Raw genomic sequence first — 13,897 nt, 5'->3', positions numbered from 1 at the left:
CATGAGCGATCTCACTGCCATCGACATCCTCATGGGCCCCGACGACGCAACCCTTGCCCGGGCCCGCGAGGTCAACACCCGACTGCGCCAGAGCATCCCTGACGGGTTCGCCCTCGACGACACCCACGTTCCCCACATCACCGTGCTCCAGCGCTACGTGCGCACCGCCGATCTGGACGAGGTCCTCGGCTCCGTCGAGGACACGGTCGGCGTCGCCGATACCGCCGGGTTGACGTTGCGCGTCGTCGCAATCCGGCACGTCGAATGGGGCGGGCAAGGAGGTGCCGTGTTCCAGTTGAAGCCAAGCCCACCGGTGCTGGTCTTCCAGGCCCGACTCCTCACCGCCGTATCCCCGTACGTGGAGTCCGGTGGCACGCCCGCGGCCTTCGTCACCGATGGGGACGGCGCCGGCATCAACCAGACGACGCTCGACTGGGTGGAACACTATGTCCCCAACCAGATCGGCACCCAGTACATCGCCCACCTCACGCTCGGCTTCGCTACCCTCGACGACCTCAAGATGATCGAGGCGGCCCCCTTCGAGCCCTTCGCGGTCCGCCCTACCAGCGTGGCTGTCTACCACCTCGGTAACAACGGGACCGCCCGCACCCAACTCCGCGCATGGACGCTCTGACGGGCTAGCGCCTAAGCGCATCAGGCTCGGATCGGGCGGGATTATGCTGCCCAACCACGTGCCCCTGGTGGTCGCCGAGCAAATCGGCATGCTCAACGCACTGGCCCCGGGACGGATCGATCTCCGTCTGGGGCGGGCTCCGGGCACCGACGGAGCAACCGCCGCGGACCTACGCCGTCACCACACGGCGAACAATGAATTTCCCGAGCAAGTCGCAGAACTACTCGGGTTCCTGGAAAACGACTTCCCGCACGATCACCCCTACAGGAACGTCCCCGCAGTACCGGGTCCCTGGCAAGCCGAGCAGAACCGGGTCCCACGATCGGAGACCAGCGCCGATACCTGGATTCTGGGTTCCTCGATCTATTCAGCGCAGCTTGCCGCACGGCTGGGTCGGCCGTACGCCTTCGCTCTGCAATTTGGCAGTGCCGACGTCCTGAATGCCATGCGGATCTACCGCGAGAACTTTCAACCCTCGCAACCCCTGAACGAACCGTACAGCCTGGTCAGCATTGGTGCGGTTGCTAACGAGGACCGGGTTGAGGCGCGGCGTCAATCTACTTCCACTGCCATGGCCATGCTGAGAATGTTCCAACGCAAGTCCTTCGCACTGCTCCCTCCCGAAGAAGTGGAAGCCTTCCAAGCCACCGTGCACGAGCGAGCTGTCATCGAGGAATACACCGATCGGGTACTTCACGGAACCGCCGCCGAGGTGGCGGAGGGCTTGGAGGAACTCCACGAACAGACCGGTGTCGACGAGGTGATGTTGGTTGTTCAGGGATATTCGCGCCGTGCCCAGGCGCGCACAGTGGAACTGATCGCAGACCACTACGGCATGCCCACCAACTAAGGGGGCGGGGATTCGCCGGATTTGACGTTGAAGGAAAACGGGCTTGGACGAACTTTGGAAATAGCAATCAAACCCCCGCTCACGGACGGCGAAGCTCAGCGCACGCGTCTCAAAAAGCTACAGTTTCCGAGACACCGGTCCGACCGGGTTCGTGCCTCAATTCCCGCAGGATGTCCACCACGACATTGTCTCGGAAAATCATCTCATCGCCGCTGGTATCTCACCGTTCCGAAAAGGGCTTTTCGAGGCTTTTCGTTGTCCGCAGCAGAATCGACACGACAACTGTGGTCCTGTAACTGTTCGGACGGGTTCTGTACTCCGTTGGAACGAACTTGCGCAGAAATCTGTATCGATCTGATGCGCTGCTTTACCGTGGTTGGGCAGAGATTCGACATGAGGGGTCAGCTCGGCACGGATAGTGCGTCGCCGTGTTGTGTGCTCAATACGGACGACGTTCGGAATCCCCGACTTCCCTATCGCAATATCTATTTCAGGATTTCTCGCGGTCCTTCTGTTTTTACTCCCTAGAATCACAGATTTCGTCGAAATATTCTCGAAACAGGGAGAATGGCCTTTTCGGGCTGTCGCCAAGATCGATAATTTAATAGGGGGACGAGGAGCTGTTGTTCTTTGGATCTACCTACTTGCCATTGTAGCCTTTGTTTCCACCTTTATAGTAGTGTCCCTTCGCCCACGATTCAGCCCGCTTCGCGGCCGTAAGTTTGGATACTCAACCAAACAGCCCATCGAAATCATCCTCGTCGATTCCGAAGGACGGGACGGCCTTTAGGTTGAATCTATTCTTATTCCTGGCGTGGCCTTCGCGCACCGTTATCGAGATCCCAGCGCCCTCGCGACTGCACAGATGACTTCGATCGCGGCCACAGCGGTCTCCGCAGTCGATCAGTCATGATTTCCGGCCACACTGAATGATGTTTCATAAACGGACTTGGTCTCAACAGGTCAACGCATGTGTCGGGTACTGGCACATCTTGGATTCGGGTTGATCATCTGCACTAACGGGCTTTGCCGACCAACGGATCGACCCCGAACCGACGGACACCCACAACAACTTCTATACATTGCCCCTGCGATGCGGTGAAACGTAATTTGGTGGCAAACCGATCCAGTGCCTATGACAGCAAATGAGTACACCGAGCTTGCCGACTCACGCATCCACTCTGGGCATCGCGCGCACCCTCGGACTTGTCTGTGACACCCACGGTCACCGACGCCGCCGGATCGTCTCGTAACTCACCACGACACCGCGTTCGAGCATCATCTCCTCGACGCCGCGGAAGCTGAGCGGGAACCGGAAGTACAAACACACGCAGTGGTTGATGATCTCGACCGGGTAGCGGTGGCCTTTATACGACGGCATTGCGGTGCTCACCCCACCGATTCTCCCAGTTACTGCAAGCTCAACAACGTGACAGTGCCGTTGTGACGTCCGTACCGGGTGGCGCGTCGCGGATGATCGCGAGCGCGAGCACAAAAGCCATCACCCCATGGCTGCAGCACTGCCGTAGGCGAGTTTCTAACCAAACCCGTTGAGCAACAACATGAAAGGCAACGCAGAAAGGACCTAGCCGATCTGACCGAGAATGCCGGTGAACTGCGAAACCACCGGCACTTGACGGGCCGGGAACCACTGCGGCACCAGGCGCAGAACCGAGATGAAGGTGAGCGCATCACCCGCGCCGACCGCGATACGCGCACCGATCGCAATCGGCAGCGATTCAGTCAGCGCGAGGGTGAGCTGAGCCGACATCATGATTGCCGCACCGACGGCAATCATGATGCGCGAACCGAAACGGTCCAAGAGCACTCCGGCCGGGATCTGCATCCCGGCATAGACCACGATCTGCAAAACGACAAAGCTGGAGAGAACACTCGGGCTGAACGAGAACCGTTCTGCCGCAGCGAGGCCCGAGACTCCGAACGACGTGCGATGAAGCACGGCGATCATGTAGGCGAAAACACCGATACCCCAGACCAACCATACTTTTCTCATCGGGACGGAGTTCACTCCCAGGAGCATCGCTGACGCCGGGTCCAGTCGGCGTCAGCAATGATCGGACGCAGGAGTCGAGATCAAACCAGGTGAGTTTCAACTCCTGCGCGAGCAGCGGACGCAGTTCTGTGAGTGCACCCGCCCTGCCCGGAACTTGCGGTAGGCGGCATCGTGCTCCATCGATTCCCAACGCTCGTAGGCGATCCAGTGACCCACGTCCGCCTTGCCCACCAGAGAATCGACGCTCAGGCACCCGTCGAAAGCTCGGGTCTCCTTCAACGCACGGTCGCACACATCGCGCGCTTCGCTCAAGCACTCAGACTTGATGTGCATTTCGAGAATTGCGATGACTGCCATGATTCATCTCCTGACGGTTGGTCATTGGATTGACTGAGCAAGCTCGTGGAGGGTTTTCGGGTCTGCGACTGCGCTGCCGCTGATATCGACCACGACATTGCGGATACTGCCGGTGAACGGGAACGGTGACTGATACTTCGGAGATACCGCGGTGACGGGATCACGTCCGACATCAAGAGTTCCGCCGACGCAGTACCGGTATGGGACTGTGCGATTGACTCGGCCTGACCCGACTTCGACCCCATCGACGTACAACCGTCCGATTCCACCCGATCCCGGATCTGCGCTGTCCGAGTGGAAACGGAGTTCGATGCACGACGCCGACTCACAGATCGGAGCCTCGGACGTGATCACAGTGTGCTCACGGAAGAAGTTGTAGTCGTAACTCACGCAGCCGGCCTGAATGAACAGTGAGTAGCCGCCGGCCACCCCACCCATAGCCAGAAGTACACCTTCGGAGTTGCCCAGTGGCTCCGACAGATTCACCTGGATACTGTGCGAACGGTTCTTGACGTTGGGCGCCGCGCTCTCCGGCAGTCGCGCCGTACCCGCCGGACAGACAAATCGGGTTCGATTACCGCGCTCAGTCGGAGCGAACCTGGCGCCAGATCTGTCGTCGAGCGGGAAGACACCGTTACGAGCCGCTTCGAGCGTGAACAGCTCCTGCATCCGGCGTAGTCGATCCGGTTCCGATGCAACGAGGTCCTTGGCCTGGCTGAAGTCGTTCTCGATGTCGTACAGCTCCCAGGTGTCCTTGTCGAACTCAACATTGCTGCCGGTTCGCACCCAGGGCATGCGACTGTGGCGTGCACCGGCAACCCAGCCGTCGTGGTAGATCGCCCGGTGTCCGAACATCTCAAAATACTGTGTGCGCCTTCGCCCGGGAGCCTGCGGATCATCGAAGGAATACGCCATCGACGCGCCGTCCATGGGCTGCTGCGCAACACCGTTGACGGTATGAGGCGCAGCGATGCCGGCGACCTCGAGAATTGTCGGAAGGATGTCGATGACGTGGTGGAACTGGGTACGCATCGCACCGATGTCGCGGATACGATCCGGCCACGAAAGTGCCATTCCGTTGCGCGTGGCCCCGAAATGGGACGCGATCTGCTTCATCCACTGCAGGGGTGAGCTACCCGCCCAGCACCAACCCACCGGGTAGTGGTTCTCATGATCCGGACCGCCGATCTCGTCGATACTCTCGAGCATCGTGGCGACGTCATCGGGAAAACCCTGCAGGGTTTTCATACTGTTCAACGTGCCGGTAAACGAGCCTTCGGCACTGGGCCCGTTGTCCCCGGCAATGTAGATCACCAGCGTGTTGTCGAGTTGTTCGAGTACTTCGATTGCATCCAACACCCGGTCGAACTGCGTATCGGCATGCTCGAGGAAACCCGCGTACACCTCCTGCATACGCGTGTAGAGACGCTTCTCGTCCGCACTGCAGTCGTCCCAAGCCGGGATTTCCTCCGGCCGGGGTGTGAGTTCAGTATCGGCCGGGATCACGCCCATGGCCTTCTGCCGCTCGAAAACGATCTCGCGTTCGCGGTCCCACCCGTGATCGAACTTTCCCTTGTACTTGTCAGCCCACTCCGGCGCCACATGGTGCGGGGCATGCGCGGCACCCGGCGCGTAGTAGAGGAAGAACGGCTTGTCCGGTGCCGCGGCTTTCTGGTTGTGCATCCACTCGATCGACTGATCCGCGATCGCCGAGGAAAAATGCCAGTCCGGTTGACCTGCAGGCTTTTCCGTCGCAGATGTATTCTCGTACAGCGGCGGATTCCATTGACTGGCCTCGCCGCCGAGGAAGCCGTAGAAGTAGTCGAAACCTTGCCCGGTCGGCCACCGGTCGAACGGACCAGCGACGCTGGTCTCGTACTCGGGAATGTTGTGCCATTTGCCGACTGCCGCAGTGCTGTAGCCGTTCTGTCTCAGAACCTCCGCCACCGTCGCTGCACTGTCCGGCAGCACTCCGTCGTAGCCGGGGAAACCGGTGGCGTACTCCATGATGTTTCCCGTGTGCACCGCATGGTGATTGCGGCCGGTCAGGAGCGCCGCTCGAGTTGGAGAACACATCGATGTCGTATGAAAACGGTTGTACCGCAGCCCGTTACCCGAAACACGATCGAGCGCCGGCATGTGAATCGAACCGCCGAACGCGGAAGGCTGACCGAAACCGACATCGTCGAGCAGAACGACCACAACGTTGGGCGCGGATACCGGCGGCGTCACGGATTCCGGGAAATCTGCTTCCGAGTTGGAGTAGTCGGTACCCACCAGGCCACGAAACGGCGGCAAGGGAAGCGGCAGAGTCTCACCTGACCGTCGATCGGAGTGTTCCATCATGGATGATCTTCTTTCTTGATTCAGTCGGAAAGAGTTTACGATCGCTCCGTCACAGCGCGATATTGACGGCCTTGGTCTGCAGGTACATGTCGATACCGTCGCTGCCCTTTTCGCGCCCCCAACCCGACTGCTTGTAGCCGCCGAACGGCAGTGCCATGTCCAGTGCGAGGTACTGGTTGACCCAGATCGTCCCTGCCTTGATCTGGCGCGCCATACGATGTGCTTTGGAAAGATCCTTTGTCCACACTCCCGCCGCCAAACCGTATTCCGAGTCGTTGGCCGCCTCCAGAATGCTGTCGAGACCGTCGGCGGTGGAGAATCGCTGAGCGCAGACAACCGGTCCGAAGATTTCCTCGCGCACCACACTGAAATCGGGTTCGACATCGACAAGAATGGTCGGCTCGACGAAGTATCCGACGTCGCCCCAACGCTTTCCACCGGTCAACGCCCGGGCGCCGGACTCCGCGCCCTGATCCAAGTAGCCGGTGACGCGGCTCAACTGCTGCTCCGATACCAGCGGCCCCACCTGGGTACCGGCATCGAAGCCCGGGCCGATCTGAAGCTTCGCAACAGCTGCAGCCATCGCCGCGGTGAAGTCGTCGAAGATCGAGTCCTCCACGAAGAGTCGTGTTCCGGCAACACAGGTTTGGCCGCTGTTGAACAGCCAGGCGTTCAAGGATCCAGGCAATGCCAAATCCAGATCGGCATCCGCAAACACGATATTGGGAGACTTGCCGCCGAGCTCGAGGGAGACCTTCTTCAAGTTCCCCTTGGCTGCGTCGATGATCCGCTTGCCGGTCAGAGTGGAGCCTGTGAAAGCCACCTTGTCGACGCCGTCGTGCGCAGCAATTGCCGCACCCGCGTCACCGAAACCGGTGACGACGTTGACGACGCCCGGCGGGAACCCGGCATCACACATCACCTCGGCGAGCAACAGCGCGGTCAGCGAGGTCTGCTCGGAAGGCTTGAGGACCACAGTATTTCCGGCCGCCAACGCAGGCGCCAACTTGCCGGCTGCACCCATCAAGGGATAGTTCCACGGAACGATCAGTCCGCAGACACCAATGGCCTCGCGCAGCGTGTAGGCATGAAAGTCGCGTCCCGGGGACGACGTCATCGATACGTCGACCGTGCGGCCCTCGATTTTGGTCACCCAACCGGCGTAGTAACGGAACGTCTCTGCAGCCGAAGGCACGTCCACGGCCCGCGACACTGCAATGGACTTTCCGTTGTCGATCGTCTCGAGCTGGGCGAATTCCTCCACGCGCGACTCGATCAGATCAGCTACCCGCCACAACAACTTCGCGCGCTCGTTCGGTCGCATCCGGGTCCACGGTCCGGTATCGAATGCGCGACGCGCAGCAACCACTGCTCGATCGACGTCCGCAGCGCCGCCGTAGGCAACCTCGGAGATCACGTCGCCCGTCGCCGGATCGTGGGCCGGAAAGGTACTTCCCGAGGCTGCCTCGACCCAAGCACCGTCGATCAGCATCCGCTTGGGTCGATTCAGAAAATCTTGAACCGCCGGCAGAACCTGTTGCGTGGCAACGCTAGTCGTCATCATGATCTCCTAGTGGTTTGTACTGGCAGCGAGTTGTGTACTGGCAGTGGCGAATGCGCGGCACCACCGAGACTTTCTGGTGGGAGCATGCGAAGCGGCGGTCCGCCTGGCGCTTTCCCGCTGGCCACAGTCTGCCGATCACCTGATCGATGTACCATGGGTTCCTGTCACACACTGCTGATCGCGCACCTGTGATCGATCACAACCAGGAGTCGTTCATGCCCCACATGTCCCACGACGATCTGGTCCGCACAATCGAAGGTCTCCGACGCTCGGTCCCCCAGTTGGCGACTCGCGCGATCGACCGTTACGTCAGCGCGACACCGATCTACTCGGCAAACGCCTTTCCAGCGCACCTCAATCGCGAAGGCGCGCATACGACTCGTGCCATTCTTGATCTTTGTCTACAGTCCGTCATCGAAGAGATCGGGTTCGACAACTCGATTCACACTCTGTTCGATCGTGCGGTCACACGCGTTTCCGACGGAGTCCCGTTGGGCGAATACATCCGCGCTGCACAGACAATTTTCAATGTGCTCGCCGACGAACTCCATCTTGCCCTCGAGAACGACCCGGAAACCCTGTGGTTTGCACTCTGCCGAGCACGCATCAGTCACGATCGCCTGCTACGAGACCTTGCTTCGGCTTACGAAGTCGACGTACGGAACATGGCCAGCGAACAGCTGCGCAGCCAGGCATTGGGCATCGACGCTCTACTACGCGGAGAAACCTGGACGTTCGACGACGGCGAGAGGGTGCCCGCCAGTCCGGTGGTCGCATTTCTGCATATCGCGGACACCGTAGCCGAAGGCGCAGTCGACAAGGCATCCCGAATCGTGGCCCGCAAAGGCAAGGTCAGATACCTGAGCACACACCTGCGCCGAACGTTGCCGGAGCTGTGGCTCATGGAGATACGCCCCTCCGCCGGCAGGCTGTTACTCAAACAAGAACCAGCCAACCTGGATTCCGTCATTCACGAGGCCGGCGAGGTTATCGGTGCCGAGGTGACGATGGGATTGGAAAAAGCACTGACCATTGCCGATATCCCACGGGCCGGGAAGACCGCGGCCGACGTGCTCGCCGTCGGAATCCGCTGCGGTTTCGCAGGCAAGGTCATTCATCTTTCCGACGTCGCCCTCCAGCTCCATTTCGCGAATTCCAGTTCGGCGCTACCTGCACTGCTCAATCCTTGCGCCCCCTTGCGGAACCGTCCCGAACTTGTCGAAACACTACGGACGTACCTGGCACTCGATCAGGATCGCCGGAAAACCGCCGATGCTCTCATCGTTCATCCCAACACTGTCGACAACAGGCTCATTCGCGTTCGAGAACTGACCGGTCTTGATGTTCGCGTCACCAAAGACCTACTAACCCTGGCCATCGCAGTCAGCCCCGCCGTCATTCCACCGACTGCATCCTGAAGGCGTCCCACCCTGTGATGCATCACAGGGTGGGCATCATTTGAGTGTGTCGAGGATCCATTGTCGTCGATATTTCACACAGGCAGACTTGCGTGACACACGTCACCGACCACAAGGAGAGCCTCGATGCCGGTAAGAAACTTGGCACCCATCATGACATCGACCCCCACTGATCCGCTCAAGGTCGTCGGTCCCATCGTCGGGATGCGCACCAGCGAGACATTCGACAGTCGCCCCTACGAACTGTTCTCGCTCTCCCCGTCTACACCGACGATCGGCGCAGAAATCTCAGGCATCCGCCTGAGCGGCGACCTTTCCGAGGAAACCATGGACGAACTTCGGCGAGCACTGCTCGAATGGAAGGTCCTGTTCTTCCGCGACCAGGACATCGAACGTTCCGAGCATCGCGGGTTCGCAGAGCGTTGGGGAGAGCTCGAGCAACACCCCTTCTTCAAATACAGCGCGCAGGACCAAACCGACGTAGACGTCACCACTCTGGCGAAGGATGCGATGTTCGGCGCCACCGAGAATGGTTGGCACAACGACGTCAGCTGGTACGATTTTCCGTCGTTCGGCGCAGTCCTCCGGGCGCGGGAAATCCCACCGGTCGGCGGGGATACCCTGTGGGCAGATACCGCGGCAGCCTACGACGTTCTCCCCCAGGAGATTCGAGACCGTATCGATCCTCTTGTCGCCAAACATGACTGGGAACATGTTTTCGGTAAGTACATGGATCAGGACGACGTCGACCAACTGCGCCCGCAGTTCCCGGGCGCAGAACACCCCGTAGTTCGGCTGATCCCCGAGACCGGCCGGCGAGTACTCTTCGTGAATCCTGGTTTCACCACGCGAATCCTGGGCGTCACCGAGGACGAATCCAATGAACTTCTCGCTCTGCTCTACCGCCACATTCAGCGGCCCGAATTTCAGGTCCGACTGCGCTGGCAACCAAACACAATTGCTTTCTGGGACAACCGAACCTGCCAGCACTACGCCTCCAGCGATTACTTCCCGGCACGACGCGTGATGGATCGAATTTCAATCGTAGGCGACCGGCCCGTCGGCATCACTTTCTGACGCTCACCCACTCGAGCTCCACAAGTCACCGACCACACCACATCCCTGACACCTGAAATCTGCCAAAATTGCAGCAGCACAACATGTTTGACCGGCAGTACCATATGTAGATCAATCCATACGATGCAACACCTGCCAACCCTGTTCGATCTGCATCTACGATCCATATCGACTAGGGCGCAATGAGATTCACCAATCTCAACAGTCAATCAATCAACCCTGTGATACAACCGGCATGTCGATTGGACATAACGATATGTGGTACGACACACTGTTGGCTGACATGTGACTTCCGCCATCCAGACGGCGACTGCCCCCGAAAGATGCCCAAGCGGCACAACACAGGCGGAGCAGCTGGTTACCGCATGTACCCACTTCGAGGAGAAATACAACTATGCCGATGATTAAGGTGTCAGGGGTATCGCACGCGTTTGCGACGCCCGATGATGGAGTGGTTCATGCACTTCAAGATATCGATCTCGAAATCGCAGACGGTGAATTCGTCGCGATTGTGGGTCCGTCTGGTTGCGGAAAAACCACACTGATTAATGCTATGGCCGGGCTCGATACCCCCCTGGTCGGCACGGTGACAGTAGCCGGGCAGACGCCGAGCGCAGGCAATCCAGACGTGAGCTACGTGCTTGCAAAGGATTCACTGTTGCCCTGGCGAACCACACTCAGCAATGCCGCGCTTGCACTCGAATTACAAGGTGTATCAAAACAAGAACGCGAAAAGCGCGCTCTCGAAGCGCTCGGGATCATGGGACTGGGTGACTTCGGCGGCTCGTACGCGTCGCAACTCTCACACGGTATGCGCCAGCGAGTCGCACTTGCCCGATCGTTTGCAGCCAAACCGCGAATCCTGCTTATGGACGAACCCTTTTCGGCGCTTGACGCCCAAACTCGGATCAACGTGCACGACGCATTTCTCTCGGCTTGGGAGCGCAACAAGATGACGGTCGTCCTGATCACACACGATCTCACCGAAGCTGTGGGTCTGGCCGATCGGGTCATCATCATGTCTCGGCGCCCCGGACGGATTAAATCCATCCATGACATCGATCTACCGCGGCCACGGTCGATGGTCAATCTCCAGGGAGATGACCGCTTCCACCAGATCTACGAAACGATCTGGCAGGACCTACGCGAAGAAGTCATCGAGGACACCTCGTTCCAGGGGAAAGAAAGGGTCGCGTAAATGTCAACATCACTGAGGAGTCCATCCGTGGATGGTCCGACAACACAACATACTTCCGCATCTTCGAAGACGAACGAACCGCTCACATCCGAGGGCCTCGCCAGCTTGCTCACCCGCGCCCGCCGAAATCTCCATGAACGCCGGGCCGTTGTCTGGCCGTTGCAAGTGGTGCTGCTAGCCCTTGCGATCGCTGCTTGGGAGGGCGCGGTCAATGCGGGCATCATGGAGCAGTTGTACGTGTCCAAACCGTCGAAGATCGCCTCCGCATTTGTCGACGGCATCAGCTCTGGCGCCCTCCTGAACGACTTGAACGTAACGCTGTACGAGACGCTTGTCGGTTTCGTCATCGCTGCCGTCGCCGGAGTCCTCGCGGGCCTGGTCCTCTATCAGGTTCCGTTGCTCAACGCAGTCCTTCGGCCGTTCCTCACCGCGTTCAACAACCTCCCGCGTCTCGCATTGTCACCCCTGTTCGTGTTGTGGTTCGGCCTGGGATCCGCGTCGAAGATCGTCCTGGTGGTCTCGCTCTGCTTCTTCATCGTCCTGTTCAACACGTATGCAGGACTACAGAATGCGAGCCGAGACCATCTCCTCCTGGCGAAGACTCTCGGTGCAAGGCGCATGACGCTGTTTCGAAAGTTCGTTCTTCCTTCGGCTACTTCTACGATTTTCGCGGGCCTGCAATTGGCCTTGACGTACGCGTTCCTCTCCGCCGTGGTAGGCGAGATGCTCTCCGGATCGACCGGCCTGGGCGCCACCATGCAGCTCTCGCTGGCAACCTACAAGACCGCATACTTCTTCGCTGCCCTCATTCTGCTCGTGATTGTCGCAACTATCTTCTCCGGGATCATGCGACTCATCGAGTCCAAGCTCCTTCATTGGAAGAGCTACGAGATGCAGGGCCTCTGAAGTTTCGCACACCCGCTCACTTTCCGGATCCGATAATTTCCGAATAGGAATCATCATGGCTACCAAAATGTTTAGCAGAACAAGATCCACGAAACGAATGATCGCTACACTGTCGATAGCCGGTCTGGCAGTGACCACGGCTGTGGCATGTAGCTCCACCACCGGCAGTTCAGCTGACGACGGAACCGTTCGGTTGCAAAACTATGCGGCCGGCTCGTTCTATCTGAACTACCTGACAGAGCATTTGGGAAATTTTGATAAAGAGGGCCTGAAAGTCGAAAATGTCGATGTATCAACAGGAGTGCAAGCCACTAATGCATTGCAGTCCGGTTCGATCGATGTCGCACTGCTGAGCCCCTTCAACGTACAACCATTGATCGAAGACGGGCAGAAGCTCCAGGCGACCAGCGGCTACAAGGGACCGTACACGGCTATCGTCGGCGCTAAGTCCATGACCGAGACCCAGTGGCCCAATTCCATCGCACAGCTCAAGGGCAGCACCATCGCAGTGTTGGCAATCGGTGGCGCCGAGCAGGCTATGTGTGAAATCGTCCTGAACGGTGCAGGTTTGAAGCCTGGAGACTATACCTTTGTCGCAACTGGTTCGGGTCAGGCAGCCGGCGCGGCTATGAGTTCGGGGAACGCGAATGCCGGATGCCTCAGCGACGTACCGACGGCAACCCTCACCGATTCCGGATATCCACTTCTGTTCTCCTTCATGAACAAAACGTCTCCGTTGTCGAACTATCCCGCTGAAGTTCTCGCGATCAATTCCGACTTCTCGGGCTCCCAGATGTGGTCGAAGACGGACTGGGTGGAGAAGAATCCGAAAACTATCGACGGGCTTCGCCGCGCATTCGCCAAGACGATCATATGGATGAATGATCCTGCGAACTTCGAAGAACTGGTATCAGTCCTGACGACGTCGCCTTACCATGTCGATTCGTTGTCGGACGCGGCGTTCGCGAAGTTCGTGAAGGACTCGATCCCGATGTACAAGATTCCCTTCACCGAGGAGAGTCGTTCGACGTGGATGAACATCATCGACCGATTCGGCAACGGACCGATGCCTCCGGTCGATCAGTGGGTCGATCCCACAACGCCTGCCACTGCGGCTGACCTCGACAAGTTGCTCAGCTCTTCGAACTAGGCAACTTCCTCAACGGTACCGGTTGGACACCAATCTATTTGGTGTCCAACCGGTACTTTTCTGTCTGGCGGCCTAGGTCGTACGACATGGCGTTGTCACCGAAAAGCCGGGTGCTCGGGTGCCGACACTTTCATCCAAACGCACAACCACTACATCTTCCGCGGCCGGTCAGCTGATTGTCAGGCCTACACCTACCCCGGTACTGCGTGTTCACACGTAATTGCCTTGCCGTCCCAGCAAACATGACGAGGTCGAACATCTATACCAGCGAATAGCACTGTGGAACACGTTCATTCGCGCACTGCGTGACGGATCGTATGAATCTTCAGCTACATGAGAACACAAGACTGCCCTGCGCCGCATTCTGGCGCAGGGCAGTCTTG

Annotated in this window: 10 protein-coding genes and 2 pseudogenes; 7 read left to right on the top strand and 5 right to left on the bottom strand. The window is 58.9% G+C overall.

The features are described from left to right. Nucleotide 1 precedes the first annotated feature (1 nt). Together QM600_RS09015 and QM600_RS09010 are read left to right on the top strand one after the other, a co-directional pair. Nucleotides 2-634, top strand: coding sequence for a 2'-5' RNA ligase family protein (locus tag QM600_RS09015; protein ID WP_283261120.1), 633 nt, complete (start codon nucleotides 2-4; stop codon nucleotides 632-634). Further along, a complete protein-coding gene (locus tag QM600_RS09010; RefSeq protein ID WP_349307248.1) occupies nucleotides 573-1,484 on the top strand; it encodes an MsnO8 family LLM class oxidoreductase in 912 nt (303 codons plus the stop codon). The genes QM600_RS09015 and QM600_RS09010 overlap by 62 nt, the downstream gene beginning before the upstream one ends. 1,234 nt (nucleotides 1,485-2,718) lie before the next feature. Here the strand turns inward: QM600_RS09010 and QM600_RS09005 are convergent. From QM600_RS09005 to QM600_RS08985, 5 genes and pseudogenes are all read right to left on the bottom strand, one after another. Then, a pseudogene (locus QM600_RS09005) lies at nucleotides 2,719-2,865 on the bottom strand (IS6 family transposase); the annotation flags it as partial. Between the two features lie 61 nt (nucleotides 2,866-2,926). Beyond that, nucleotides 2,927-3,498: pseudogene (locus tag QM600_RS09000) on the bottom strand (MFS transporter); the annotation flags it as partial. 96 nt (nucleotides 3,499-3,594) lie between these two features. Continuing rightward, nucleotides 3,595-3,855 carry a putative quinol monooxygenase gene (locus tag QM600_RS08995; RefSeq protein WP_502942919.1) on the bottom strand — a complete coding sequence of 87 codons (261 nt, stop codon included), beginning with the start codon at nucleotides 3,853-3,855 and terminating at the stop codon, nucleotides 3,595-3,597. 21 nt (nucleotides 3,856-3,876) lie between these two features. Next, a complete protein-coding gene (locus QM600_RS08990) occupies nucleotides 3,877-6,201 on the bottom strand; it encodes an arylsulfatase (protein ID WP_283261119.1) in 2,325 nt (774 codons plus the stop codon). A 49-nt stretch (nucleotides 6,202-6,250) separates the two neighbouring features. Further along, nucleotides 6,251-7,762: an aldehyde dehydrogenase family protein gene (locus tag QM600_RS08985; RefSeq protein WP_283261118.1), complete on the bottom strand. Its 1,512-nt coding sequence runs from the start codon at nucleotides 7,760-7,762 to the stop codon at nucleotides 6,251-6,253. Between the two features lie 218 nt (nucleotides 7,763-7,980). On the opposite strand from QM600_RS08985, the gene QM600_RS08980 reads away from it, so the two are divergent. The 5 genes from QM600_RS08980 to QM600_RS08960 all read left to right on the top strand — a co-directional run bounded on the left by QM600_RS08980 (nucleotide 7,981) and on the right by QM600_RS08960 (nucleotide 13,514). Beyond that, entirely contained in the window at nucleotides 7,981-9,183 is a 1,203-nt protein-coding gene (locus tag QM600_RS08980; protein ID WP_283261117.1) for a PucR family transcriptional regulator, read from the top strand. Between the two features lie 126 nt (nucleotides 9,184-9,309). Continuing rightward, the gene (locus QM600_RS08975) at nucleotides 9,310-10,260 is read left to right on the top strand and encodes a TauD/TfdA dioxygenase family protein (RefSeq protein ID WP_283261116.1); all 951 of its coding nucleotides are present in this window, start codon (nucleotides 9,310-9,312) and stop codon (nucleotides 10,258-10,260) included. A gap of 394 nt (nucleotides 10,261-10,654) precedes the next feature. Then, entirely contained in the window at nucleotides 10,655-11,458 is an 804-nt protein-coding gene (locus QM600_RS08970; protein WP_283261115.1) for an ABC transporter ATP-binding protein, read from the top strand. 27 nt (nucleotides 11,459-11,485) lie between these two features. Next, nucleotides 11,486-12,364, top strand: a complete 879-nt coding sequence (locus tag QM600_RS08965) for an ABC transporter permease (protein WP_283261114.1) — start codon at nucleotides 11,486-11,488, stop codon at nucleotides 12,362-12,364. A 97-nt stretch (nucleotides 12,365-12,461) separates the two neighbouring features. After that, the gene (locus QM600_RS08960; RefSeq protein ID WP_283261113.1) at nucleotides 12,462-13,514 is read left to right on the top strand and encodes an ABC transporter substrate-binding protein; all 1,053 of its coding nucleotides are present in this window, start codon (nucleotides 12,462-12,464) and stop codon (nucleotides 13,512-13,514) included. The last annotated feature ends 383 nt before the right edge of the window (nucleotides 13,515-13,897 follow it).

The organism is Rhodococcus sp. IEGM 1379, from assembly GCF_030056815.1.
Classification (GTDB): Bacteria; Actinomycetota; Actinomycetes; order Mycobacteriales; family Mycobacteriaceae; genus Rhodococcus_F.
Note: the sequence above shows the minus strand (reverse complement) of the source record. Positions and strands in the feature narration are given on the sequence as shown.